This window comes from Parashewanella tropica, from assembly GCF_004358445.1.
Classification (GTDB): domain Bacteria; phylum Pseudomonadota; class Gammaproteobacteria; order Enterobacterales; family Shewanellaceae; genus Parashewanella; species Parashewanella tropica.
The window spans coordinates 1048644-1074369 of sequence record NZ_CP037951.1 but is presented as its reverse complement, the minus strand read 5'-3'; the positions used below and the strand labels follow the sequence as shown (position 1 = coordinate 1074369).

The following is a 25726-nucleotide window of genomic DNA, read 5'->3' as shown; positions in this document are numbered from 1 at the left end:
TCAATTTTTCTCATTTACAACTTGTTATCATCAAAATGTGAGAATTGGAACGAAATACTGCTCAATATACGTTTGATCAGTTTGAGGAATGTGAAATGAAAAAAATTATACTACTTGCATTAGCTTGTGCTGTATCAGCACCAGCAATGTCTGCTGATATTGCAGCGGGTAAATCAAAATCAATGATGTGTGCGGCTTGTCATGGAGTTGATGGGATGTCGATGATCCCTATGTATCCAAACCTAAAAGGACAAAAAGCTCAGTATCTTGAAAAGCAATTAAGAGATTTCAAATCAGGTGCTCGTAAAGACCCAACGATGGCACCAATGGCAATGCCTTTATCTGATGCCGATATCAAAAACATTTCAGCTTACTATGCGAGCTTGAAGTAAATTTGAATCGAGCAAAAATTATGGAGACCGCCCCCCTCTCAGGTCTTCATAATTTTGCCTACTTATTTCCTCTAATTATCTATTCCGAGTAAATCACTCAACTAAATTTTGATCTTCGTCAAAACCTCAGTACAACACTCAACCAAATATTGATTTCGATCATTACCCGACTAATTCAGTCAACTTAAGATTGCCCCATAAACGTGCGACATTTTGTCGCACCCTGTGTTAGAGGACACAACCGTGGGCAGTACAATCAGAAAAATTCGAAAATCAGCAGTAACATTTGCGATGCTATTCGTAGCATTGTTGATGGCGAGTTTTTACAGTTATGCGCTTTTTGTTAGCCCCCCCAAAGATCCGTTGCCCATCCTTGAAAAGACCTTTCCTGAGGCAACCACTATCACCGAAAAACAAGGTGAGTATCATCTTAGAAAGATCCTCAAAAACGAAACTTTACTTGGTTATGCTTTTGAGACCAATGACATAGCCAAAATACCAGCTTATTCTGGTGAGCCTGTAAATATGCTGGTAGTCATAGATCCACAGGGAAACTATGTAACAGCAAAAGTATTGGAGCATCACGAGCCAATCATCCTTGCGGGTATCCCAGAAAGTAAACTCGATGATTTTGCTGAGCAATATAAAGGGCTCTCGGTCAAAGACAGACTTAAAGTAGGTGGTAACAAATCGGAAGGTATCACCAATATTGATGGTCTATCTGGTGCGACCGTTACTGTAATGGTAATGAACGTTGCTATCACTAAAGCTGCCAATAAAGCGGCGGTTTCTTTAGGCATTATCGAGCCTAAGTCTGATGTTATTCAGCCTATCTCTACTATCAAACAAGATGTATTTGAAAAAGCTGATTGGCTGAAACTCACAGGCGATGGCTCTATCCGTAAGCTTTACCTAAACCGTGCCAAAGTAGATGACGCGTTTGTTGGTACTGAAGCAGAAAATGTAGAGAAAGCTGAACCTTCACAAAAAAATGATATGTTCGCTGAGGTGTATTACACCATAGCGGATATCCCAACTATTGGTCGCAACCTTCTTGGTGACGCTGAATATGAGTACCAAATTAAGCACCTGAAAAAAGGTGAGCACCTTATTGCATTACTCGGTAATGGTTATTCATTCAAAGGTTCGGGGTATGTGCGTGGTGGTATCTTCGACCGAATTCAAGTGCATCAAAATGATGAAGCCATAGCTTTCCGTGATTTAGACCATCAACGTTTGACTGATATTTATATTGCTGGTGCTCCTCAGTTCCATGAGATGTCACTATTCCAAGTACAAGACCACTTTGAATTTGATCCAGGTGCACCTTGGCAATTCGAACTGTTGGTTCGCCGTCAAACAGGCCCTATCGACAGTATCTTTACCAGCTTTAAAGGTCAGTACGATCCACTTGAAAAGTATGTTGATACGCCACCAGCGATTGTGCCTGAACCAGAGTTAACCTTAGTTCAGCAGGTATGGAAAGACCGTACGCCTGAAGTCATCGTACTGTGTGCATTGATTGGCGTATTGCTACTCGTCTTATTCTTCCAAGACGTGTTAGTTAAACACCCAACCTTTATGCACCGCTTACGTCACAGCTTCTTGATTATTGTGGTTGTGTTTGTCGGCTGGACTTGGGGCGGTCAGTTATCGGTTGTGAATGTATTTACCTTCTTGCATTCATTAATGAGCAACTTCTCTTGGGATTTATTCCTGTTAGACCCAATCATTTTCACCTTATGGTGCGCTGCTGCAGTAACCATCATCTTGTGGGGACGTGCGGTGTACTGTGGCTGGTTATGTCCATTCGGTGCGCTACAAGAGTTAGTTAACGTCGTTGGTCGCTGGTTGAAACTGCCACAAATCGAATTGCCATTTGCCGTGCATGAGCGCTTATGGGCAATCAAATACCTCATTCTACTGGGCTTGTTCGGTCTGTCTTTAGACTCTCTCGCCCTAGCTGAAAAGTTTGCTGAAGTTGAGCCATTTAAAACCACTTTCTTATTGAAGTTTGATCGTGAATGGCCATTTGTTCTGTACGCATCAGCTCTGATTTTAGTCAACTTAGTTAACCGCAAAACCTTCTGTCGCTACCTATGCCCACTCGGTGCCGCCCTTTCAGTAGGCAATGGTATCCGTTTATTCGACTGGCTCAAACGTCGCAAAGAGTGTGGTCAACCATGTCAAACCTGTGCCAAAGAATGTGAAATCCAAGCGATTTATCCAAATGGTGAGATCAATATGCGGGAATGCCATTACTGCTTGGATTGTCAGGTGACCTATTACGACGAGGAGAAATGCCCTCCTCTGAAAAAGAAAGCTTACAAACGTAAGAAACGCTCTGAAGAGCAATTAAAAGAACAAGAAATACCAACAGTATCGATTTAATAACTACCTAGCGCGGCTACAAAGGGTAGCCCAATGATGGAGACAAAACCATGCAAGATAAAGACAACAAAACGGAGCTGCCTTCTGAAGTGCAAGATGCCGGACGTCGTCGCTTTATGGGTGCAAGTGCCTTATTAGGTGCTGGTGCCGTTGCTGCCCCAATGTCAGCTGCGATGTTTGCTTCTATGGCAAAAGCACAAGCTGCAGAAGCTGGCAAAAATAGCCCGTTCGTTCACCCTGGTGAACTTGATGAATACTACGGTTTCTGGAGTGGCGGTCACTCTGGTGAAGTACGCATTCTAGGTATTCCTTCAATGCGTGAGCTAATGCGTATCCCTGTATTCAACGTGGATAGTGCAACTGGTTGGGGTATCACCGATGAAAGTAAGCGTATTCGTGGTGAAGGCGATCGCTTCCTAGCTGGTGACTCACATCACCCACACATGAGTATGACTGACGGTCGTTATAACGGTAAGTATGTATTCATCAACGATAAAGCTAACACTCGTGTTGCTCGTATTCGTTGTGACGTAATGAAAACCGACAAGATCATCACCATCCCGAATGTACAAGCCATCCACGGTTTACGTGTTCAAAAAGCACCTTACACTAAATATGTAATTTGTAACGGTGAGTTCGAAATCCCAGTAGTTAACGACGGTAAAGAGTCTCTAGAAGATGTCAGCACTTATCGTTCAATGTTCAACGTAATTAACGCTGAAACTATGGAAGTTGCTTTCCAAGTAATGGTTGATGGTAACTTAGATAACACCGACGCTGATTACGATGGTAAGTACTTCGCATCTACTTGTTATAACTCAGAAATGGGTACTAACCTAGGTGAGATGATCAGCAACGAGCGTGACCACGTTGTGGTATTCAGCCTTGAGCGTTGTGAAGCTGCACTTAAAGCTGGTAAGTTCAAAACTTATAACGGCAACAACGTACCTGTACTAGACGGTCGCAAAGGTTCTGAATTAACTCGTTACATCCCAGTACCTAAGTCACCACACGGTATGAACACTTCTCCAAGTGGTAAGTACTTTGTAGCGAACGGTAAGCTTTCTCCAACAGTTTCAGTAATTGCTATCGACAAGCTAGATGACTTATTCAACGATAAGATCAAGCCTCGTGACACTGTTGTTGCAGAACCCGAACTAGGCTTAGGCCCATTACATACTGCGTTCGATAACCGTGGTAATGCATATACTACTTTGTTCCTAGATAGCCAAATCGCTAAGTGGAACGTAGAAGATGCTATTGCTCATTACCAAGGTAAGAAAGTTAACTACCTACGCCAGAAGTTAGACGTACATTACCAACCAGGCCACAACCACACCTCTGCTGGTGAAACTCGTGACGCTGATGGTAAGTGGCTAATCTCGCTATGTAAGTTCTCGAAAGACCGTTTCTTACCAGTAGGTCCACTTCGTCCAGAAAACGATCAGTTAATCGACATCTCTGGTGACGAAATGAAGCTGGTTCACGATGGTCCAACTTATGCTGAACCGCACGATTGTATGATCGTACACCGCAGTAAGATGAAGCCGAAGAAACTATGGACTCGTGATGATCCATTCTTCGCAGAAACTGTTGCAATGGCGAAGAAAGACGGTGTTACTCTAGAAACGGATAACAAGGTTATCCGTGACGGTAACAAAGTACGTGTTTACATGACGTCTGTTGCACCAAACTTTGGTTTAACTGAATTTAAAGTAAAGCTAGGTGACCAAGTAACAGTTGTAGTAACTAACCTTGACCAAGTAGAAGACGTGACTCACGGTTTCTGTATGACCAACCACGGTGTTCAGATGGAAATTGGTCCACAAGCTACAGCTTCTGTGACTTTCACCGCTGATCAACCAGGCGTACAGTGGTACTACTGTAACTGGTTCTGTCACGCACTTCACATGGAAATGCGTGGTCGTATGTTGGTTGAAGCATAAGCTTCTACTCATACTCAATTGCCGAAGCACTTTTGTGCTTCGGCTTTTACCGAATGGACTGGTATTAACAAGGGCTTAAAAATGATATGACAATGCGCTTATGTTTTTTTGATTCCAATCGACCCAATGGGCGTCGACTCTTTTCTCGTATTTCCACGACGCTAGCACTTCTTCTTACGTCTTCTTTTGCTTACAGCGCAACCATAACGGTCTCACCTGACCAAGACTTACAACAATTACTTGATAACAGCCAAAGCGGCGATGAAATCTTGCTTAAACAAGGTGAATATCAAGGCAACTTTTCAATTAAACACCCATTAACACTGAAAAGCATTCAACCTCACAAAGCCGTTATTAATTCAGGCGGTAAAGGCAATGGCATTTATGTCAAAAGCGAACACGTCACTTTAGAGAATTTAAAAGTGATCAATTGGGGAGATGATCTTACCGAGCAAGATGCCGGGATTTATGTCGACAAAAACAGTCACCACTTAGCGTTAATCAATAACCAACTCCAAGGCGATGCTTTTGGAATTTGGGTGGATAAATGTGACGACGTGAAAGTGATAGATAACACGGTTGTCGGTAACCCCAAATTACGTTCCTCTGACAGAGGTAATGGCATTCAACTGGCTTCTGTCACTAATGGTATTATCCGAGGCAATACTGCTAGTTTAGTACGTGACGGTTTATACGTTATCGCCAGTAAAAATAACACGCTCGAACACAATACCATGCACGATCTTCGCTATGGTATTCACTACATGTATTCCTATGACAATAAAGTGCAGTACAACCTTTCGTACAACACTCGTGCCGGCTATGCCTTAATGAGCTCACGACGCCTTATCGTCAACCATAACGTCACCCGAAACAGTGAAGATTATGGCTTCCTACTCAATTACATTACTCAATCAGACATCAGTTACAACATTGTTGACCATGTTTGGACCAAACCTGAAAACAAAGTGTTAGGTCGAGAAGGTAAAGGTCTGTTTGTGTACAACTCAGGTTACAACACCATCAGCCACAATATTGTCGATACCGCTGAAATCGGTATTCATCTCACAGCTGGCTCAGAGAAAACCAAAGTCTTTGCGAACTCCTTCATCAATAACCCAGTACAAGTGAAGTACGTGGTCAACCGTGAAGAAGAATGGAGCAAAGATGGAGTCGGTAACTATTGGAGTAACTATTTAGGTTGGGATCTCAACCATGACGGTCGAGGTGATACGCCATTTGAGCCAAACGATGGTATCGACAAAATGGTTTGGCAATACCCAGAAGCCAAAATGTTATTAGACAGTCCAGCGGTGTTGATTTTGCGCTGGATCCAAAGTCAATTCCCTGTATTAAAGCCAGTCGGGGTGAAAGACAGTCACCCACTGATGAAGCCGCTTGCCATTGACGACGAAAAAGACGCTGGCGCCATGGCAATGACGGAGAACAAATAATTATGACTACACATTCTCAACCCATTGTAGAGCTGACAAACGTCAACAAGCACTACGACAAAGTAAAAGCACTTCAAGGCATCAACCTCAAAGTCATGCCCGGTGAAGTATTAGGTTTATTCGGTCACAACGGTGCCGGAAAAACCACAATGATGAAGCTAATTTTAGGTATCATCAAAGCTACTAGCGGCACTGTAAACGTGCTAAATGCCGACCCTATGTCTTCACAAGCCTTTGAAAGCCGTAAACACATTGGTTATCTGCCTGAAAACGTCAGCTTTTATGATCATTTAACGGGTAAGGAAGTTCTCACCTACTTTGCTCGTCTAAAAAAAGTACCTAAACAGCAAATCACAGATCTTCTCGAACAAGTTGGCTTAACTCACGCCATGAATCGTGCGGTAAAAACCTATTCCAAAGGGATGCGTCAACGTCTTGGTTTGGCTCAAGCATTTTTAGGGCAACCAAAATTATTGCTCCTCGATGAACCAACGGTAGGTCTTGACCCAATTGCTACCCAAGAGTTTTATCAAAGCGTAGACAAACTCAAAAGCACGGGTGCGAGCATTATCCTTTGTTCTCATGTTCTCCCGGGTGTTGAGCAGCACATTGATAAAGCCATCATTATTTCGGGTGGCAAACCTCTGGCTCAAGGCAGTTTGCAAGAGTTACGTCAGCAAGCTCAACTGCCAGTAACCATCAAAACTCAAGGCTTAAACGGCGCATTAGTCACTGATGAACGCTTTGGTGATTTTGTTGTTGCCACAGACGAACTTATAGTGCCGGAAGAGAAAAACCTTGAAGTGGTAAAACAGCTATTAGAAAAGAATAACATCTCTAACCTGCAAGTATTGCCTGCCGATTTAGAGCAAGTCTATCAATACTACTTGTCCCAAAAGCCAGCCAACACTACAGAGGAGGCAAAAGCATGAGCCCAGTTTTATCTGTAGCCATTAAAGAGTTCCAAGACGGCTTGCGTAATCGCTGGTTAATCTCTATCACACTCATTTTTGCAATATTGTCTCTCGGATTAAGTTACTACGGCTCGGTAGCGTCAGGGGAAATTGGCTTAACCTCGATTTCATCAACCATTGCCAGTTTGTCTAGCTTGGCAGTATTTTTGATCCCACTGATTGCACTGCTGCTTGCCTATGATAGCTTTGTTGGCGAGCAAGAATCTGGCACCTTATTGCTACTACTCACCTACCCGATTAGCCATACTCAGCTGCTGTTAGGTAAGTTTGTCGGTCAAGGTGCAATTATGGCACTAGCAACCGTTCTCGGCTTTGGCAGTGCGGCAGTACTGCTTGGCTTTCAAATGGATTTTTCCTCAGTGATACACAGCTTTGGTTTGTTCATCCTTACCGCCATTTTGCTTGGTCTGTGCTTTATCTCAATTGCCTATGTCATCAGTTTGGTTGTGACCGAAAAATCAAAGGCGGCAGGACTCGCTTTGATCTTGTGGTTCTTCTTTATTTTGGTGTTCGATTTAGGTTTATTAGCGGTTTTGGTTGGCATGGAAGATGGATTGTCACAAAAACAGCTTGTTAATTTGATGCTGCTCAATCCAGCCGATATCTTTCGTATGGTAAATTTAGCGAGTCTTGATACTTCAGACGTAAACGGTGTATTAGCCGTTGCGATTAATGGCAGTATTTCGCCATTAGGATTATTAGGCTTGCAGCTGGCATGGGTTATTACGCCACTTGTTGCAGCAGGATTGATTTTTAATAGGAAAACACTGTAATGAAATTGGCGACCAAAATCTTATTACTGGCTGTCGGCATCATGCTAGCCGCTTGCAGTAAAGAACCAGAAACCTTGTCGACTCGTGAGGCACAGGCGATTCATGCTGGAGAAGAATGTCATCTATGTGGCATGTTTATCAAAAAATTCCCCGGACCTAAAGGCGAGTTGTATCTTAAGACTTCAGACAAAATTAAGAAGTTCTGCTCAACGCGAGATATGTTTACCTTCTTGCTTGATCCTGAATACAAAAAACAGGTGAAAGAAGCTTATGTACACGACATGAGTAAAGCTCACTGGAAAACGCCAGATGACAATCATTTTATTGATGCTCGCAAAGCATGGTATGTGATTGGTTCAAGTAAAAAAGGCGCAATGGGTAAAACCCTAGCCAGCTTTGGCACTCAGCAACAAGCTCAAGACTTTATGACTGAGTTTGGCGGTAAGGTTTATTCATTTGACCAAATAACCTTACAAATTCTATAAAAGTATTGTTATCCACTCAATTCAAGCGAGGAGCTAATTGAAATTATTAGCTCCCCGTAACCTTATCAATTAGCTCTGATTTATTTTACAATCGAAATAAATTTCCCCATTGGATAAAAAGATGCAACACGAAGAATGGATAAGCCGCTGGAAAGAAAATCGCATTGGATTTCACCGACAAGATTTTAACAACTATCTTTTAGAATACTGGCCTCAATCTAGCTCAGGCTCAGTGTTTGTACCTTTATGCGGTAAATCGTTGGATCTAATTTGGTTAGCAAAACAGGGACACAAAGTCATTGGCTCCGAATTAATCACCAAAGCGGTTGAAGCTTTTTATGAAGAACAAAACCTACCATATCAGTTAAGCAACTATTCAACGCATACGACTTATTCAAACGAGAATATCTGCATTCATCAAGGTGACTTTTTCAGGTTACCTGAAGAATTAATGGATAGTGAATATTTTTATGATCGAGCCGCATTAATTGCCCTACCAAAAGAATATCGTCAAGACTACGCCAAACAACTCCTGCAAGTTGCTCCACGGTTAAAGCAAGGTTTATTAATAACCTTAGAATATGATCAAAACATTGCAAACGGACCACCATTTGCCGTTTTAGAAACTGAAATTAATGAATTGTTTGGTGAGCAATTTATCATTGAGAAGCTCACTCAAGAGATTGTACCCGCTTTTCCTTCCGCTGTTGAAAAGGGCATCACAGAGTTTAACGAAGTCGTTTATCAGCTTATCCGTAAGAAATAATTCTGTTCTCCCTCTGAAAGTCTAGAGCGTGTTGATCTTTGAAACAAACTAAGGGGGAGCTTAATTTTATCAAGTTAAGCAAACGAAAAGAGGTATGTCCGAGAGCATTGAAGTTAGACCTAGAATCAAGCTAGGCTTTAAAACGTTTTACTGTCTATACCAACTCACCAATTTCATGACGGATTCGTCTTGTAGCTTTTGCACTATGTATTCTTTTAACGCTGAGGTTGTTTGACCACTTTTGCCAAGGACTCTTCTGCCCTGAGATAAGCACAAATCAGCAAAACCATTACTAACCCGTTCAACTTCTTTTAGCTGCTTATTATTTAAGGTTGCAAGATAGAGCTTTGCAGAGTGTTCGTTTAATACTTCAATTTCTATTTGCCCATTAATTGGCAAGGCATTATGACCTGCAATAGGGCCATCTTGCTCCGATACAAATGATCCATTGCTTAACTTAACTAAGTTATCGTGATTACACTTATAAATACTTAAGCCTAATGGATTAGGATCGAACAAGCGTAAACCAAGCATATTTTTAACCCTCAATTCGTCATCTAACAGCCCATTATAGAATTGAATTAAATACGCAAATAATTAACCTTTCTTAATTCTTTGAAAAAAAAGGGACTAGGGGGCGTTCCCGAACAGTCCCTTTTATCATTACGCTTTATTATTGCGGTTATTCAAATGCGCCATTGCTCTTTTACGGCGACGCTCTTGACTTAAGGTGAGCTTCTCTTTCTTGCCCTCAAATGGGTTTGAACTTTCGTGGAAACGGAGCTGAATTGGTGAACCGACAATGTTCAATGAACGGCGGAAGTAGTTCATCATGTAACGCTTGTACGAGTCTGGTAGCTTAGATACCTGATTACCATGCACAACCACGATTGGTGGGTTGTAACCACCGGCATGCGCATATTTCAGCTTAACACGGCGACCATTGATCATCGGTGGCTGGTGATCATCTTGCGACATCTGCATGATACGAGTTAGCATTGAAGTGCTCACACGCTTGGTTGCACTGTCATACGCTTCTTCGATAGATTCGAAAATGTGACCCACACCAGTACCGTGAAGTGCTGAGATAAAGTGAATACGAGCAAAGTCAATAAAGCCTAAGCGACGATCAAGTTCACTCTTAACTCGCTCACGGTCATCATTGCTCATGTTATCCCACTTGTTTACCGCAAGCACTAACGCCTTACCAGCGTTTAAGACGAAGCCTAATAAACCTAAGTCTTGTTCGCTGATCCCTTCACGAGCATCAATTACAATCAATACGACGTTGGCATCTTCAATGGCTTTCAGGGTTTTAATTACCGAGAATTTTTCTACAGTTTGGTGTACTTTAGAGCGGCGACGAACACCCGCAGTATCAATCACCACATACTCACGATCATCACGTTCCATTGGGATATAAATACTATCACGAGTGGTACCAGGTTCGTCATAGACTACGACACGGTCTTCACCAAGAACACGGTTAGTTAGTGTCGACTTACCTACGTTTGGCTTACCAATAATGGCGAGCTTAATAGGCAGTTCTTGAAGGCGCTTTTGTTCTTCTTCTGCTTCTTCTTCGGTGTACTCACGAACCTTTTCAGGATCTTCCAGCTCTTTGTCACGGTCAATCCCCATAGCTTCAGCGTAAGGCGCAAGAGCTTGGTCAATCATTGAGGTCACACCGCGGCCTTGTGAAGCCGCCATTTGGTATACATTACCAATGCCTAAGCCCCAAAATTCCGCAATAGCCGAATCACCATCAATACCATCAACTTTGTTCGCAACTAAGAAGGTGGTTTTATCACGTACGCGAAGATGGTCTGCTAAAGCTTGATCCGCTGACGTTAAGCCTGCTCTTGCATCAACCATAAACAACACCACATCAGCTTCTTCAATCGCTGCTAATGATTGCTCTGCCATTTTGGTTTCGATACCTTCTTCTGTACCGTCGATACCTCCTGTATCTACCACAATAAACTCATAACCAGCTAAAAATGCACGGCCGTATTTGCGGTCGCGAGTTAAGCCCGGAAAATCTGCAACAAGAGCATCGCGAGTACGAGTAAGACGATTAAACAGGGTCGATTTACCAACATTGGGACGACCAACAAGCGCCACTACAGGGATCATTTTATGCCTCTATAAACTACTGGTTTTCTAAAGTGGCTAATAATAAAAATCTGCCACCTTAGAAACAAAATAAGCCCTCGGCACTATTGAGCCAAGGGCTTTAAAATATATTAAACAAACAGGTCTTAAGGAAGTGTTACTTCTGCAAGAGTTCCACTTCGACCTTGGACGTATATTTTACCATCAACCACAACAGGTTGAACATATAAACCATCACTGTCGACTCTCACTCTTCCTTCAATCACACCAGATGTACGATTAATAAAGTGTAAATAGCCTTCGTAATCACCAACAATAACATAGTTGTCGATAACAGCAGGTGAAGTTAAGGTGCGGTTAAGTAACTCCGAGTTACTCCATAGCTCTAAGCCATTGCGCTTATCAATCGCATAAACACGGCTATCGCTATCAACCATAAATAAACTCAATCCTGATTCAGCCAGTTCGTGGAAACTGGAATATTTACGTGACCATAGAACTCGCCCACTGCGAGCATCCATTGACACTAAGTTACCATTGTAACTTACCGCAAATAACTTACCGCCAGACAATAAAGGTTTCATGTCTACATCAGCCAAACGGCTAAATTCGTTGCCACCTTTAGGTTTATAAATTGGAGTTTCCCAAGCAATTTGTCCATTTTGCTGTACAACCACTTGTACTTTGCCGTCAGCTGTTCCGGCAAAGAAACCACCGCCTTCGTAATTCACAGCTCCGGTACCACGTAAAGTGAGTGGAGGTAATGAGTTTTCAACAATCCAACGTCGCTTACCCGAGTCAACATCGTAGGCTTCAATAGAGCCATTTACTGTTGTAACGACCACAAGATCATCACCCACAGTTGGAGTCGAAATCAGCTCACCACCAGTTTGAACCTGCCACAACGGCTTACCAGTAGCTTCATCTAATGCAACAAGCACTCCTGCTTCGCCACCAGCAAACACTTTATGACGGCTTACCGTTAGGCCTGAAGCCAATAAAAAATCTTTATCAAACCCTGCATCTTTGATGACTTGAGTTAAGTCTTGCTCCCAGAGTTGCTCATGCGTCTTTTGATCAATCGCAATCACTTCACCATCGCGGCTGCCTGCATAGATTTTTCCATAATTAATTGCAGGACGTAAACGAGAATAATAATCTCCAACACCGTCGCCGACAGAGGTTTCCCAATTGATATCTGGAGAAACTATCTCTTGGATTTCAGGTAATGGATTGATCTTTACTTCATCATCTTTAGATGAGCAAGCCGACAAGAGCGCTACACTTAAACTCGCCGCAAGCAAATTTTTACACCAAGACTTCATGCTGTTCCTTACTTTTAGGCTTGTGTTAGGTTATCCAGCTTCATCTTTAATACTGGGTTATTACCATTATCTTCTGCCGCTAACGCTGCTTCATAAGCTTCTTTTGCCTGTTTTAGATCACCCTGACGAACTAATAAATCACCTTTTAGTTCATCACGTTGAGGAGCAAAGGCTTCGTTGGTTACTTGAGAAAGAGTGGTCAATGCCTCACTCACTAAACCTTGTTCAGCTTGGATACGAGCTAAACGAATAGTAGCCACTTCTTCAAAACCATATCCAGGTTTAGCCGAGATAACGCTTTTAAGCGCCGTAGCGGCTTTATCATATTCACCAACTGCAACCGCTGATTTAGCCAGTTGAAGTTGCAACATGGCTTGGTAACCTTTTTGGTCATATTCTTTTTTGAAGTTAGCAATATCACCAGCGAATTTGGCTTGATCAGATGCATCTTTAACAGCGGCTTGATACGCATTAGAAGCGTTTTGCGCTTGACCTACTTTGTGATCAGAATAGTAATTCCATCCATAAAGACCACCTAAACCAACCACTGCACCAATAATGATTGAGTTACCGTACTCTTTCCAAAAGCGTTTGATAGCTTCAACTTGTTGTTCTTCTGAGCTATAAATTTCCACGCGTTGACCTCTTTATACTAAATCCTTAAGAAAAGCTGCCAATTGATCACGGGCAACCATTTGTTGTTCGTTTCCACCTCGAAGATCTTTTACGCCAACTTCATTATTTGCTAGCTCATTTTCTCCGATGATTAAAGCAAACTGAGCGCCACTTTTATCCGCACGTTTCATTTGCTTTTTAAAGTTACCGCCACCACAGTGGCTCATTACTCTAAGGCTTGGTAGAGCTTCACGCAAGTTTTCAGCAATTTGCACGGCTTGCGGATAGCACCCGGCTCCCATTGCCGTTACGTATACATCAACGGCTGGTGCCACATCTTGGTCTAAGCCCAGTTCTTGTAGTAACAAAATGATGCGCTCAATACCCATCGCAAAACCGACAGCAGGAGAGGCTTTACCACCAAGTTGGCCCACTAGACCGTCATAGCGACCACCGGCTAATACAGTGCCTTGCGCGCCTAAGCTGGTTGTTACCCATTCAAAAACTGTGCGGTTATAGTAATCTAAGCCTCGTACTAATCGAGGGTTGACCGTGTATTGGATACCAACAGCATCAAGTAGTTCACATAATTGTGAAAAATGTTGCTTACTTTCTTCGCCTAAGTAATCCATCAATTCTGGCGCATCGACTAACACAGCCTGAACATCTGGATTTTTGGTGTCTAAAACACGCAGTGGATTACTGTACATACGACGTTTAGCGTCTTCGTCTAATACGTCGATGTGCTTTTCTAAAAATGCGATAAGCGCATCTCTATAGGCCGCACGTTCTTCGCTGTCGCCAAGCGTATTAATCTCAAGTGAAACGTGTTCTTTGATACCAAGCGTTTCCCACAATCTTGCTGAAAGCATTAACACTTCAGCGTCAGCATCGGCACTACCAATACCATAAACTTCTACACCAAACTGATGGAATTGACGGTAACGACCTTTTTGAGGGCGTTCGTGACGGAACATAGGTCCCATGTACCAAAGACGTTGCTCTTGGTTATATAGAAGTCCGTGTTGGTTACCTGCACGAACAGTTGAAGCTGTTCCTTCTGGGCGAAGTGTTAAGCTGTCGCCATTGTTATCCGCAAAGGTGTACATTTCTTTTTCGACGATATCCGTCACTTCACCAATAGAGCGCTTAAATAAATCAGTGCTTTCGACAATCGGGGTTCTTAGCTCGGTATAACCATAGCTAGCCACCGATGCACGCAGGATAGACTCTAATTTTTGCCAAAGGGGAGTTTGAGTAGGCAGAATGTCGTTCATTCCGCGAATCGCTTGGATCTGTTTTGCCACAGTTAGACTCGATGATTAAATAAAACAAAAAATAAAAAAACGCCTCATTATAGGCGTTTTTTTAGTGAAGGTGCAAAAAGTTAGCTTAATATAGTTTTGATGTTCACTCGGTTGCGTCTTGAACATCAATTCGATTTGACATCATCGCTGCTTTTGCTCGGATCTTAGCTTCAAGTTTATCCACTAGATCATCGTTATCAAGGCGTTCTTTTTGACGTACACCGTCTTCATAAAATCCGCTTTTACGGTTACTACCCGCTAGACCTAAATCAGAGACTAACGCTTCACCCGGACCATTAACCACACAGCCAATGATAGATACATCCATTGGAGTTAATACATCTTCAAGTCGTTGCTCTAGTGAATTAACGGTATTGATCACATCAAACTCTTGGCGAGAACACGATGGACAAGCAATAAAGTTAATACCTCGGCTACGAATACGCAGTGATTTTAGAATATCAAAGCCAACTTTGATTTCTTCTACTGGATCGGCAGCTAATGAGATACGCAAAGTATCACCAATACCTTCAGCAAGCAGCATACCTAGACCGATGGCCGATTTAACCGAGCCTGTTCTCATACCACCCGCTTCGGTTATACCAAGGTGTAACGGCTGGTCAATTTTCTTAGCCAGTAAACGATAGGATTCTACCGCTAAGAACACATCAGAAGCTTTAACGGAAATTTTAAACTGGTCGAAGTTGAGACGATCAAGATAATCCACATGACGCATGGCAGATTCAACCAGAGCCTCAGGTGTTGGCTCTTTGTATTTATCCATTAGATCTTTTTCTAACGAGCCACCGTTTACGCCAATACGGATTGGAATATTTTTATCTTTAGCACAATCAACAACGCTACGAACACGCTCTTCGTTACCAATGTTACCCGGGTTAATACGTAAACAATCTACACCGTATTCGGCAACACGAAGCGCAATGCGATAATCAAAGTGAATGTCGGCAACTAAAGGCACTTCTGTTTGTTGACGAATTTCTTTAAAGGCTTCAGCCGCATCCATAGTTGGAATCGAAACTCGTACAATATCCGCACCCACTTTTTCAAGTGACTTAATTTGAGCAACAGTGGCTTCAACGTCAGTAGTTCTCGTGTTCGTCATAGATTGCACACTAATCGGTGCACCGTCACCTACAGGTACTTTTCCCACATAAATACGCGTTGATTTACGTCTTTTGATGGGATTTTCGCTATACATAAATTTTCTCCGTACTGCTTATGGGCCAATCAAGCCACTCAGTGAATCTAGTTCTCAACGGTTATGAGTTTTCAGCTAAGGTCATTCTGGCTGTTTTTCCTGCCGGAAACTTATCCATATCAACTGTCACGCCATCAACTTTAAGCTTAATCGACTCAGGAGCTCCAAAAACGGCTTTAAAAGGTGCTTCACCTTCTACATTGATGACTCTTCCCGATCGTTTTAGCCCAGAAACAATAACCTTACCTGTAGCATCTTGGATGTTTATCCAACAATCTCCAGTTAAAGTTAGATTAATTTCCGTTAATTTCACCGATTCATCTGTAATTTTCTCAGCAGGAATTGCAGATGTTGGAGTGTTTGTTTCTATCTGCTTTTCCGTTTCAAGCTCTGGCTTTAACTGATTTGCTTGAGTTACATTTTCGCTATTATTTGATAGAGGTTGCGGCTCTGAAACCTTTGGGTTATCGCTAGGTACCGCCGTTTTTTCACTTACAACTTCTGGCTCACTATTATTTTCAATTTTGGGCTCAATTACTGGCTTACTCTGACTTATTACCAATTCTTGTTTTTCTTCTAGACTGGGTTTAGATAAATCCACTAATCCTGAAAACATGGTAGATTTTTCAATTCCCCACCAGCCTAGAAGCGCGATTAAAATAGCGACAATAAGATAAGTCACCCACATCCATTGGCTATTGGCCGCTTGCAAAGAAGTTTTATTAGAAAAACTCTGCATACTCGGTGATGGAGGTGTCAATAACTGCTTTTCAATGCATTCATTAATTAAAAAAGGATCTACGGCTACATAGCGAGCATAGTTTTTGATATATCCTCGTGCATACGTGGAGGATGCCATGTTACCAAATTCATCATTTTCGATATCTTCAACTATCGAATTTCTTAGGTTAAGCGCTTTTGCGATGTCTTCAACGCTCAATCCTTTATCATTTCTTGCCGCTTTCAATAATGAACCTACGGTATGAGCAGGCTCTGAGTTAGAGTGGTCCGATTCAGACGCTGGATTAGTTAAATCTGTCATTAGTGCATACTTGCTCGAAATTGCTTAGCCTGTTGCGATTTTGGATACTTGGCTAATAATGTTAATCCGTAATGCTTGACCGCATCATTGTCTTTTTGTGCTCGAGCAATATCAATTCCCAACTGTAAACTTAACGGAGTAGCTATCGCGAGTTTGTGGTATTGCTCAAGTCTAAGTTTAGCTGCGGACAATTGCTGTAATGTTAGCCGAATACGGGCTAATTCCAATATTGAATTAGCTCTTCGAGAATCGTATTTCAAAGCTGATTCAAAATATTGAGCGGCTTTAGATAAGTCACCGCTTGCTTCCATGCACAGACCTAAATTTTCATAGCTGTCTGCAGTACGAGTGTATTTAGGCATATTAATGGCTTTCAGGAACATCTTTTCAGACCGAGAAAACTTCTTTTGTTCGCACAAAAACACACCGAAGTTATTATACGCATCTCCAGTAACATTACGACTGCGAATCGCTCTATCATAGGCTCGTTCGGTACGGGTAATATCCCCAACCTTTTGATAGTAGTAAGCCATGGCGATATGCACTTCTTCCAAATTTGGCGCATATTCCATGGCTTTTTCTAAATTATATTTCGCTTGTTCGGTATTTCCACGTTTTAAGTAGGTTAAGCCAAGCTGCATTCTCTCTAATGCAGCGTTGTCTTTATTAAAACCGGAATCAGTTACTGGCCGGTCTGTTCCTTTGTAAGTCCGTTGTGTCACACAACCCGATGTGAAAAGAAGGGCCGTTACCACACAGCCAATAAGCCATCCTTGTTTCATAGCCAACCTAATGTTTTGCGAACGATTAGGCTATTGTGACTGATATCTTATCTTGTTGCATGCGTTTTTTTGCAAGACGTTTTGTGCGGTCACGAATATCACCAGCTAGCTGCCCACAAGCTGCATCAATATCATCACCACGGGTTTTACGCACGATGACTGTCAGCCCATACTCCATCAATACTTTTGAAAAGCGATCGATGCGAGAATTCGAACTACGACCATAAGGAGAACCCGGATAAGGGTTAAACGGAATGAGGTTGATCTTACAAGGCGTGTCTTTCATCAGCTTAGCTAATTCATGGGCTTGATCAGTGCTGTCATTAATATGATCCAGCATCACATACTCTAGCGTCACTTTGCCGCGATTAGCATTGGACTTTGCAAGATAACGACGAATACCCGCTAAGAAGGTTTCTAAGTTATATTTTTTGTTAACTGGAACCAACACATCACGTAAGTCGTCGTTTGGTGCGTGAATACTCACCGCCAAAGCTACGTCGAGTTCTTCGCCCATTTTGTCTAACGCTGGCACAACACCTGACGTAGATACTGTCACTCGGCGTTTAGATAAACTAAACCCAAAATCATCTAGCATGACTTTAATTGCGGGAATAACATTGGCAAGGTTCAACAATGGCTCACCCATTCCCATCATTACAACATTGGTAATTGGACGCTCACCGGTTTCTTTTTGAAAACCTAAAAAGTCAGATACACGCCAAATTTGTCCAACAATCTCAGCCACGCTTAAGTTACGGTTAAAGCCCTGCTGAGCAGTAGAGCAGAAAGTACACTCTAAGGCGCAGCCCACTTGAGACGATACACAAAGCGTAGCGCGATCATCTTCAGGAATGTAAACGGTTTCAACTTCTTGACCATCGCCAACATTGATGGCGAACTTAATGGTGCCATCGGATGATTTTTGGTAACTGGAAATTTCTGGAGCAACGATTTCACAGCGCGCTGTTAACTTAGCGCGGAGCTTTTTATTGATGTTAGTCATTTCCTCAAAATCAGACACACCAAAGTGATAGATCCACTTCATTAACTGGTCGGCACGGAACGGCTTTTCGCCCATGTCGGCGAACAGTTCACGCATTGCTTTACGATCCAGATCCAGTAGATTGATCTTGTTATCACTCATTGTTGTCTAACCTCAAAAAAACTATTAACAAACCCATCTCAATCACTCATGAGTTGAGGGCGCTGGATTATACTGCGTTTAGTTTTCAATCGCTACTCAGTTCTCTTGTATTTACTGTAAATGAAGCTTTATTTAAGAAGCTTGAGTCTTTTAGACTTTCGACCAATATAGACACAGAAACAATGAGTAATTTGAGGTTAGCTTGCTACTTACTTGGAACGAACAAGAACACCGACTAAGCAATTGTGTTGACTTTGCGTACTACCCGACGCCAAAAGATGGTGATGAGCTTGAACTTACTGTATGTAATAGATTTGCTCAAATAGAAAAAAAGGTTACTTTTAAAGTTACCAAAGTGACGACTGCAAGCGGCACTCATTTCAAATTAAAAGAGACTGGGATGTATGCTGGGTTTTTCCATTTTTTCCGTTTTCGTACCGACATGGAGGTTGCTGTTCAAGATAAGCTCAACGCGGATCTTGCCAATATTCCTCCTGATGCAGATCGAGATCACACAAGGCTAAATCATTTCAAACGTTTGGAGCAATATTCTGTCCGTGGGGATGGAGCCTGTTTTTGGCATGCTTTCCTAGCTGCATTTCATCGAAATAAAACATGGCTTGATCATGGCTCATCTGCTCAAATAACCCAAGCTCTACAAGAGGCTAATGCAACACAACATATACTTAATGCTATCCATTCTTCATTTATCAACAACATTAATCATACTGACGGATTACCTGATTATGTAAAAAGCTATTTCGCTGAACACCCTGATTTTGCACAGATAATATTGGATGCAACAATCAACAGGCGAGATTTTAGGCTGTTTGTACCTTCTTTCGTTCTAGGTTGCCTACCAGATTTTCCACCAGCTAGAAGTGTTAGAGATGCCCATGCCATTCAGCGCTTTATTCTCAATTTTGTCGATAGTATTTTTTATGCTTGTCAAGAAGGATTGCAGTTTCACACCAATACCGACAATATCCACAGATTGGTAGAAAAGGGTGAACCTGTTGCCATGTGTAATCCTCAGCATAATCATTATGAATTATTAGCCAGCCCAGACTATTTCCAAACCGGTTTCACAGCTGAGCCATTACCCGCAACAGGACGCTCTCAGATATTAATGACAAAAACCTGCCCAGAAAGTTTATTAAGATGCGTATTAGCTTTTAAGCTTAATGATCCCGCATGGACGGATGTGGAAAATAAAAGCCGTCAAGAAGTCGCAGCTGAATTCGAAAAACACGGTTTTAAGCAGGTGTTATTATCCGCTCTAGCATCAAAGCTGAATCGACGAGTACAAAATAGTAAAGGAGACCCCACACTTAGGTTACCTAAATATTTACGACAAAATCGATTAATTTCAAACAAAATGCTTGAGGCTATATACCAACATCTATTTTTAGAGGATGGAAGAACAACCAATCATACATGGAAATTACACCGTTTCCTCAACTATAGATACGGGCTTGAAAAAGATGCAGAAGTGTTTGAAGGCGGCAATGCAGTTACAGAAACTTTAGAGCTTGCAAAGATTGTTAAAGGAGCAGCAACTGACAATGAAACAAAAATAGCAACAGTCACACATTCGATACCTAAAAAAACTTCAGGTGACAGCTCCAACACTGATGACGAGTGGTTATGTATTTTTAATGAATCCTTCGGTATTAACGGTATTACATTTCCAAAAACCGAGGACGACGAAACCGCTTTATATTCCATACTTGAAGAAGCCACCCAACGCTTTTTAGAACGATGTCATATACCCAGTGGAGCCTCTGAACAATGCTCTCAAGCCTACATCAATGGCCGAAATGGACATTATTACATTTATAAACCTGATAATTAATCAGTCTATGCTAGTGTTAAAGCTAGGCTAAAAAAGCAACTCTTCTCTTAAGCGATAAAAGGACTTTAGCTTTAGGTATGAATTCAAATCAAGAAAATAGCAGCTACTTAAGTCGCGGCAGTATATTAATGTTATCCACCTTTGCGGGTGGCTTTCTAGTAACCTACATATTTAACGTTTATTTATCTAATTGGCTTGGGCCTGAACATTATGGAAATTATAAGGTCTCTGAAGCCTACATTGGATTGGGCAGCTTAATTGTCATGCTTGGCGGCTCAAGAGCTGTCGCTAAATTTCTAACAACGTCAATCTCAAGCGGCTCTCTTGAAGGGGTTTGGGAATATGTACGATTTTATGCATTACTCACAATAGGCATTTCCTTAGGCCTTGCTGCTTTATTATTTATTTTGCATGAGTGGCATTTTCCTTTTTTAGAAAACGGAAATTATCACCCCATTCTCATTGCAACCTTTGCTCTTCCACTTGTGGCTTTATCCGCCTTATTTGGAGGTATTTTACAAGTCGCTAAACGGTTAGATTTAGCTTTTATGCCTTGGCAAATAGGCTACCCGGGTTTAAGGCTCATTTTTTGCGGGCTCACAGTATTGATTATTGGCAGCCTTGATGACTTTCAAGCTGTACTACTCACTCTGCTCTCCGCATTACTTATCGCCAGTTTTGTAATATGGAAAACCTTCAACTTACAGTTAATAAAAATTGAGCGGCAACCTGATTTTATAAAGCCTATGCAATGGCTAAAAATAACCGCTCCCATGATGATGATCATTGCCCTTCAAACGTTTATGCGCCAAGTTGATATATACATGCTGGAATATATGGACGGTGAAGTTGCAGTAGGTCACTTTGCTGCAGCAATAACCACAGCCGCTTCGATCAATAATATTCAGTCCGCAATGTTTGGGTTGTTAATTCCCTTGACGGTACCCGCGCTTCAAGCTGGTACTCAGGCGATTATAGAAATCAATCGAAAGGGCTTGTTATTGATGCTAAAAACCATCATTCCGGCCTTAATCCTATTGTATTTATTTGGTCATAATTTTCTTGAAATATTTGGGCATGGAAGTGAAGTCACTTATCGGACAATGATAACCCTAGCACTTGGACTAGGTGGCTATGCCATTTTTGGATTAGGCGCTATTTGGCTGCAATATTCAGGCAAAGAAAGTTGGTTAATGCTTAATTTAACGGTAACTGTACTGATAAACAGTATACTTAATTTACTTCTCATTCCCATCTATAGCATTGAAGGGGCGGCAATGGCTACCGCCATTGCTTATATTGGTTCGGCGTGTATTACTGCAATAAAGTTAAAGCAGCATTTGGGCATTTACCCTTGGACCATATCTTCATCAACAGGCCCAACATCCATACCTTCGTAAGATTCCACTTCATACTCTTTTACCAACGCAAAGAAAGTTTGGTTGCGTTGGTAAAGTGAGTCAACGGTATGCTTTTCTTCCATGTCGACACGTAAGAAAATCAAGTCAGGGTTTTCATCTTCTTCGCCAGCTTCCAGAAACCCGATAGGCTCATAACCTTCACTTTCTAGGTAGCTACCTAGCTTGGTAAGTTTTTGCTCACTGGTATCACCAAAAAAATATGACCAACGACACACTTCATCAATATCAAAGTTGGCTTCAGCTTGCTGGGTGAACTCTCGGGTTTCAACAAAAAACGCTTCTAACGTTTCTTTACTAATCTCAGACATAATTTACTTCTATTAAGTTAATTTGAAAGGGAGAATAGCAAGTTATTGGGGCTTCAGAAAGCGCATCAGCTCAGACTCTAGACCATTTAGCTTAATTTCATACATTAGCGCTAATTGCTCGCCTAATTTCCCTTTTGGAAAGCCCTGTTGCTTAAACCAAACTAAATAAGGTTCTGGTAACTTTATCAGTGGAGTGCCGGCATATTTACCAAATGGCATTTTTTGATTGATGGCATCAACAAGTTGCTGCCCTAGAGCTTCATTCATAAACTGATATGATTAATGATAATTGGCAATACTTTAACGATATAAATGTGAAGATCCAACCCGCAGGTTGGATCTGTAAATTAAAGACTGAGTTTTCCCGCAGGGCCCATCAACTTAGGATCAATAAATTGCACAAAACGCATTTGGCGTTTGTAATCCTCACATTGACGATCAATATCTTCACTATAAGGAATGAGTTTATTACCACCTAATATTTTGGCTTCTTCTAGAGCCATGCTGGCATGAGCCGTCGCATTATAAAAATCACTTTTATCCAAACCACGCTCAAGTAGTTCATAACCAATGCTAACGCTAACCTGAAATGGCATCTGTTTGAAACCAGCATTTATTTTTTTGATATCAGAAAATGTTTGCTCTAATGCTTTTACGACTTGCTGTTGTTCATCCAGTAAGAAATACACATAAAATCGATTAAAATCTTCTCGGTAAACTTTACCTTTCCCTACTGCCTTTTTTAAAATATGAGCGACATCTTTGATGACTTGGTTGCCAGTATGTTCACCGTAGTGATCTTTAATCGGCATAATATTATCAAGCTCAACAACCGCTATACCAAATCCTTGTTTGGCTTTATTCGAGCTACGATAGACTTTCAAGCCTCGAGACTCTCCTCGAGTTGTTTTAGGCAAGCCAGTGAGTCTGTCTTTCTGACTTTGAAAAATTACTGCGACTCCTATGGCCCAGCTTCCAAGAAATAACCCAACCAAGGTAAACATTAGCATGTTGCTATATCTGTCATTAGATTCTAGTGACTGGATTTGCTGGCGATGCTTTAGCTCCAAACCCGACATCATATAACCACGACTTTCAGCAAACATCAGATCACGTTCAAGTTCTTCAAAGTTAAATTTTGCGGCTTCAACGGCTAACTTTTTAGCTTTATCATCATCATACAAAAACTTGTGATAAAATTGCTCTCTTTGGGAGTGGTAATAAGCTTGTTGGTAGTCTTTTTGTCGAAGGGCGATTTTTCCTAGCACTTGATGGGCTGTTTTTTTTGCGGAAAATAAACTATTACTTTCAGGTAGCGCAACCACGTATTGAGCTAATTCAGTGGCTTTTTTGAGGTCGTTCAGCCCCAAATAAGCTTTACCTTTCTGGACTTTTACATTTATTATCTCATATTGAAAACTAAATCTTTTGTATATTTTTCGAGCCCTTTCTAAATATTCAATTCCCATTAAATATTTTTGATTATCAACTTCCATCTCACCTAAAACTCGAAAAGCTAATCCATGAAGTACAGGAGAGAGGTTAATATCGCAATTATCAATAATACTGTTAAGACTATTTTTTGCATTAACAAAATCATTTAATAACTTGTAACCAGTTGCGAGAAATAAGTCTGCTTTACATTCTTCTAGTTTATATTTTCCGTTAGAAATTTTTTTTAATTTATCGGCATACTTAAAAACTTGATCATAGGATTCAACATTATTGAAAACATTTAACAATTGCGAATACACACTGACTTGAATTGATATATCATCAATATATTGAATTTGCTCAAGTTGGTTTTGCGCTGCAAATAATGCTCTCGGGTAATCTTGTAGGCCAATATAAGCCGTTTGCTGGTATTGATAAATCTTAATTATTTGCTTTTTTCTATTCGCTGATTTTTCTGCAATAGCTAGAACCCTTAAAGCTTCTTTATATTCCCCTTCATATATATAAGTAATCGATTTTAGTACAAGCAAATCCACTCTTTTATCTAGCGTCAACCCGCTCACTGTCAAGTATTTATCAATGCTCTGCTTAGCACTTAAAATATCTTTATTCAGTATTTTTTTGATTCCTAAAATATCTTGTTCAGTTACACCTTGATTTTCTGATGCGTAAACAAAATTAGCCACTAAAACAGTGGCTATTAAAACTAATATTTTTAGGACTTTACTTTTCATCATTTGGTTGGTGTACAAACAATAGATGAGTAGGAGATCTATGCGGTGCTCTTTCCTTTAGCTTTTGCTCATCAGCACTTAACATTGCAGTAATGTCATCTTCTGATAACCCATATTCTTCCATCACTTCTTTAGGAGCTTTCTGATAGCTCTCAAGTAGCTCAGTATCCTCACCTAACTGAGCTAAAAATTTATCTAACATATACCCTCCATATATAAAATTAAAATAGTAAAACTAGCCTATATCACTTGGTGTTATACCAAGTTTATTTAACACCTTCGTATTGAATGCCATTTTTTTAGACGGCGGAATAAGTAAAGTACTAATACAAGTTAACTCGGCATAAGGAAGATCTTTTAATTTAAGGCGATCAATCCTCGGCTGGAATGTTGGTAAGTTAGGTGATTCATAAATCACAATTTCATGATCGAGTGGGTACCACTCATTTAATTGCTCTACTAATATTTGCAAACGGTCTGAATTGGTGTGAAATTCAGTTAGAGTATGTTCTCCTGCAAGACCTATTTGCCATAGCACTAAATGAACAGCAGGATCTGGAGTATGTTGATAAAACATAAATTGTGTTGCTTCAAAACCTTGATGACCGTATGTACCAGGATCAATACCTAAGTCAGCCCATAAGCAATCTTCCGCTGAAATACCCGGCTCCATATGAGCTTCATACCCTTCTTTACGCAACTGTTTAATAGATAAATGAGAAACACAAGCAAAAACACCAGGGTGACCATAGAGAGCACAAACGACTTTTTTTCCATCTCTTACCGCTTGGCAAATTGCTTGAACCATCTGTGCATAAGTATCACGACGGCTCTTGATTTCTCCTTCTTTTGCATAATAGGGCTGCAAGCTCACTACGTTAGGGTTAAGACGCTCTAACCAGCTCTGAGAAAAAGATTCAGGCATTAATGAAAATACAACATCGGCATTCTCAATATAGCTTTTACTACGAACACTAATGTGACCGGCCAGTTGTAAGCCAGTTCCTACGCAAACTAATGAGCCCAAAAATGTTACCTCTATGTACTTATATTTATCCTTTCGCAGCGTAAGCTACCTAAAAAAAAACCAATACTCAACAACAATTTTTCGCGACAAATCATAGAGTAATCCACTGCATCACACTCAATAACTAGCAACCCTAGCTATCAAATTAGCTAAAACTAGTGTCAACACTCTAACTCAACATTTTATTAACAAC

The 25726-nt window shown here is 41.1% G+C and carries 24 protein-coding genes; 10 read left to right on the top strand and 14 right to left on the bottom strand.

All coding sequences use genetic code 11. The annotated features are described in order from the left end of the window. Positions 1-95 precede the first annotated feature (95 nt). From E2H97_RS04440 to E2H97_RS04405, 8 genes are all read left to right on the top strand, one after another. Complete coding sequence (locus E2H97_RS04440) at positions 96-392, top strand: c-type cytochrome (protein WP_133406018.1); 297 nt, start codon at positions 96-98, stop codon at positions 390-392. Between the two features lie 291 nt (positions 393-683). Then, complete coding sequence (gene nosR, locus E2H97_RS04435) at positions 684-2783, top strand: transcriptional regulator NosR (RefSeq protein ID WP_133408570.1); 2100 nt, start codon at positions 684-686, stop codon at positions 2781-2783. A gap of 50 nt (positions 2784-2833) precedes the next feature. After that, on the top strand, positions 2834-4729 hold the full coding sequence (gene nosZ, locus E2H97_RS04430) for a TAT-dependent nitrous-oxide reductase (protein WP_133406017.1): 1896 nt from the start codon (positions 2834-2836) through the stop codon (positions 4727-4729). Positions 4730-4821: 92 nt separating this feature from the next. Next, positions 4822-6183: a nitrous oxide reductase family maturation protein NosD gene (locus E2H97_RS04425; protein WP_133406016.1), complete on the top strand. Its 1362-nt coding sequence runs from the start codon at positions 4822-4824 to the stop codon at positions 6181-6183. Positions 6184-6185: 2 nt separating this feature from the next. Next, positions 6186-7115 (top strand): ABC transporter ATP-binding protein, encoded by a 930-nt coding sequence (locus E2H97_RS04420; RefSeq protein ID WP_133406015.1) that lies wholly within the window; start codon positions 6186-6188, stop codon positions 7113-7115. After that, on the top strand, positions 7112-7930 hold the full coding sequence (locus E2H97_RS04415) for an ABC transporter permease (protein WP_133406014.1): 819 nt from the start codon (positions 7112-7114) through the stop codon (positions 7928-7930). The genes E2H97_RS04420 and E2H97_RS04415 overlap by 4 nt, the downstream gene beginning before the upstream one ends. Further along, a complete protein-coding gene (locus E2H97_RS04410; protein ID WP_133406013.1) occupies positions 7930-8415 on the top strand; it encodes a nitrous oxide reductase accessory protein NosL in 486 nt (161 codons plus the stop codon). The genes E2H97_RS04415 and E2H97_RS04410 overlap by 1 nt, the downstream gene beginning before the upstream one ends. 121 nt (positions 8416-8536) lie before the next feature. Further along, positions 8537-9181, top strand: coding sequence for a thiopurine S-methyltransferase (locus tag E2H97_RS04405; protein ID WP_133406012.1), 645 nt, complete (start codon positions 8537-8539; stop codon positions 9179-9181). Positions 9182-9328: 147 nt separating this feature from the next. Here the strand turns inward: E2H97_RS04405 and E2H97_RS04400 are convergent, their stop codons facing one another. The 9 genes from E2H97_RS04400 to rlmN all read right to left on the bottom strand — a co-directional run bounded on the left by E2H97_RS04400 (position 9329) and on the right by rlmN (position 18733). Further along, on the bottom strand, positions 9329-9715 hold the full coding sequence (locus E2H97_RS04400; protein WP_133406011.1) for a hypothetical protein: 387 nt from the start codon (positions 9713-9715) through the stop codon (positions 9329-9331). 129 nt (positions 9716-9844) lie between these two features. Next, positions 9845-11317: a ribosome biogenesis GTPase Der gene (der, locus tag E2H97_RS04395; protein WP_133406010.1), complete on the bottom strand. Its 1473-nt coding sequence runs from the start codon at positions 11315-11317 to the stop codon at positions 9845-9847. Positions 11318-11442: 125 nt separating this feature from the next. After that, entirely contained in the window at positions 11443-12621 is a 1179-nt protein-coding gene (bamB, locus tag E2H97_RS04390) for an outer membrane protein assembly factor BamB (RefSeq protein WP_133406009.1), read from the bottom strand. 14 nt (positions 12622-12635) lie between these two features. Continuing rightward, positions 12636-13256 (bottom strand): YfgM family protein, encoded by a 621-nt coding sequence (locus tag E2H97_RS04385; RefSeq protein WP_133406008.1) that lies wholly within the window; start codon positions 13254-13256, stop codon positions 12636-12638. A 12-nt stretch (positions 13257-13268) separates the two neighbouring features. Next, positions 13269-14543, bottom strand: coding sequence for a histidine--tRNA ligase (gene hisS / locus E2H97_RS04380; protein ID WP_133406007.1), 1275 nt, complete (start codon positions 14541-14543; stop codon positions 13269-13271). A 103-nt stretch (positions 14544-14646) separates the two neighbouring features. Then, positions 14647-15762, bottom strand: coding sequence for a flavodoxin-dependent (E)-4-hydroxy-3-methylbut-2-enyl-diphosphate synthase (gene ispG, locus E2H97_RS04375; RefSeq protein ID WP_133406006.1), 1116 nt, complete (start codon positions 15760-15762; stop codon positions 14647-14649). A gap of 61 nt (positions 15763-15823) precedes the next feature. Then, positions 15824-16804: a RodZ domain-containing protein gene (locus E2H97_RS04370; RefSeq protein WP_133406005.1), complete on the bottom strand. Its 981-nt coding sequence runs from the start codon at positions 16802-16804 to the stop codon at positions 15824-15826. Further along, a complete protein-coding gene (gene pilW / locus E2H97_RS04365) occupies positions 16804-17586 on the bottom strand; it encodes a type IV pilus biogenesis/stability protein PilW (RefSeq protein ID WP_133406004.1) in 783 nt (260 codons plus the stop codon). The genes E2H97_RS04370 and pilW overlap by 1 nt, the downstream gene beginning before the upstream one ends. 25 nt (positions 17587-17611) lie before the next feature. Continuing rightward, on the bottom strand, positions 17612-18733 hold the full coding sequence (rlmN, locus tag E2H97_RS04360; RefSeq protein ID WP_133406003.1) for a dual-specificity RNA methyltransferase RlmN: 1122 nt from the start codon (positions 18731-18733) through the stop codon (positions 17612-17614). A 202-nt stretch (positions 18734-18935) separates the two neighbouring features. On the opposite strand from rlmN, the gene E2H97_RS04355 reads away from it, so the two are divergent. Both E2H97_RS04355 and E2H97_RS04350 read left to right on the top strand, forming a co-directional pair. Further along, complete coding sequence (locus E2H97_RS04355; RefSeq protein ID WP_133406002.1) at positions 18936-20588, top strand: hypothetical protein; 1653 nt, start codon at positions 18936-18938, stop codon at positions 20586-20588. 77 nt (positions 20589-20665) lie between these two features. Then, on the top strand, positions 20666-21988 hold the full coding sequence (locus E2H97_RS04350) for an oligosaccharide flippase family protein (protein ID WP_133406001.1): 1323 nt from the start codon (positions 20666-20668) through the stop codon (positions 21986-21988). Here the strand turns inward: E2H97_RS04350 and E2H97_RS04345 are convergent. From E2H97_RS04345 to E2H97_RS04325, 5 genes are all read right to left on the bottom strand, one after another. Continuing rightward, on the bottom strand, positions 21937-22317 hold the full coding sequence (locus E2H97_RS04345; RefSeq protein WP_133406000.1) for a ribonuclease E inhibitor RraB: 381 nt from the start codon (positions 22315-22317) through the stop codon (positions 21937-21939). The two genes, E2H97_RS04350 and E2H97_RS04345, sit on opposite strands and share 52 nt — an antisense overlap. A gap of 42 nt (positions 22318-22359) precedes the next feature. After that, positions 22360-22584, bottom strand: coding sequence for a DUF3820 family protein (locus E2H97_RS04340; protein WP_133405999.1), 225 nt, complete (start codon positions 22582-22584; stop codon positions 22360-22362). A gap of 80 nt (positions 22585-22664) precedes the next feature. Further along, on the bottom strand, positions 22665-24509 hold the full coding sequence (locus tag E2H97_RS04335) for a GGDEF domain-containing protein (protein WP_133405998.1): 1845 nt from the start codon (positions 24507-24509) through the stop codon (positions 22665-22667). Continuing rightward, the gene (locus E2H97_RS04330; protein WP_133405997.1) at positions 24496-24708 is read right to left on the bottom strand and encodes a hypothetical protein; all 213 of its coding nucleotides are present in this window, start codon (positions 24706-24708) and stop codon (positions 24496-24498) included. The genes E2H97_RS04335 and E2H97_RS04330 overlap by 14 nt, the downstream gene beginning before the upstream one ends. A 33-nt stretch (positions 24709-24741) precedes the next feature. Next, entirely contained in the window at positions 24742-25533 is a 792-nt protein-coding gene (locus E2H97_RS04325; protein ID WP_133405996.1) for an SAM-dependent methyltransferase, read from the bottom strand. Between the last annotated feature and the right edge of the window lie 193 nt (positions 25534-25726).

What these genes read in the sequence shown, in the direction of transcription:
- E2H97_RS04340 (WP_133405999.1), bottom strand. Translation starts at nt 22,584, where the DNA reads ATGAATGAAGCTCTAGGGCAGCAACTTGTTGATGCCATCAATCAAAAA.
- nosR (WP_133408570.1), top strand. Translation starts at nt 684, where the DNA reads ATGCTATTCGTAGCATTGTTGATGGCGAGTTTTTACAGTTATGCGCTT.
- E2H97_RS04415 (WP_133406014.1), top strand. Translation starts at nt 7,112, where the DNA reads ATGAGCCCAGTTTTATCTGTAGCCATTAAAGAGTTCCAAGACGGCTTG.
- E2H97_RS04440 (WP_133406018.1), top strand. Translation starts at nt 96, where the DNA reads ATGAAAAAAATTATACTACTTGCATTAGCTTGTGCTGTATCAGCACCA.
- pilW (WP_133406004.1), bottom strand. Translation starts at nt 17,586, where the DNA reads ATGAAACAAGGATGGCTTATTGGCTGTGTGGTAACGGCCCTTCTTTTC.
- rlmN (WP_133406003.1), bottom strand. Translation starts at nt 18,733, where the DNA reads ATGAGTGATAACAAGATCAATCTACTGGATCTGGATCGTAAAGCAATG.
- der (WP_133406010.1), bottom strand. Translation starts at nt 11,317, where the DNA reads ATGATCCCTGTAGTGGCGCTTGTTGGTCGTCCCAATGTTGGTAAATCG.
- E2H97_RS04330 (WP_133405997.1), bottom strand. Translation starts at nt 24,708, where the DNA reads ATGTTAGATAAATTTTTAGCTCAGTTAGGTGAGGATACTGAGCTACTT.
- E2H97_RS04400 (WP_133406011.1), bottom strand. Translation starts at nt 9,715, where the DNA reads ATGCTTGGTTTACGCTTGTTCGATCCTAATCCATTAGGCTTAAGTATT.
- bamB (WP_133406009.1), bottom strand. Translation starts at nt 12,621, where the DNA reads ATGAAGTCTTGGTGTAAAAATTTGCTTGCGGCGAGTTTAAGTGTAGCG.
- E2H97_RS04425 (WP_133406016.1), top strand. Translation starts at nt 4,822, where the DNA reads ATGCGCTTATGTTTTTTTGATTCCAATCGACCCAATGGGCGTCGACTC.
- E2H97_RS04335 (WP_133405998.1), bottom strand. Translation starts at nt 24,509, where the DNA reads ATGATGAAAAGTAAAGTCCTAAAAATATTAGTTTTAATAGCCACTGTT.
- E2H97_RS04370 (WP_133406005.1), bottom strand. Translation starts at nt 16,804, where the DNA reads ATGACAGATTTAACTAATCCAGCGTCTGAATCGGACCACTCTAACTCA.
- E2H97_RS04350 (WP_133406001.1), top strand. Translation starts at nt 20,666, where the DNA reads ATGAATTCAAATCAAGAAAATAGCAGCTACTTAAGTCGCGGCAGTATA.
- ispG (WP_133406006.1), bottom strand. Translation starts at nt 15,762, where the DNA reads ATGTATAGCGAAAATCCCATCAAAAGACGTAAATCAACGCGTATTTAT.
- E2H97_RS04420 (WP_133406015.1), top strand. Translation starts at nt 6,186, where the DNA reads ATGACTACACATTCTCAACCCATTGTAGAGCTGACAAACGTCAACAAG.
- nosZ (WP_133406017.1), top strand. Translation starts at nt 2,834, where the DNA reads ATGCAAGATAAAGACAACAAAACGGAGCTGCCTTCTGAAGTGCAAGAT.
- E2H97_RS04405 (WP_133406012.1), top strand. Translation starts at nt 8,537, where the DNA reads ATGCAACACGAAGAATGGATAAGCCGCTGGAAAGAAAATCGCATTGGA.
- E2H97_RS04345 (WP_133406000.1), bottom strand. Translation starts at nt 22,317, where the DNA reads ATGTCTGAGATTAGTAAAGAAACGTTAGAAGCGTTTTTTGTTGAAACC.
- E2H97_RS04410 (WP_133406013.1), top strand. Translation starts at nt 7,930, where the DNA reads ATGAAATTGGCGACCAAAATCTTATTACTGGCTGTCGGCATCATGCTA.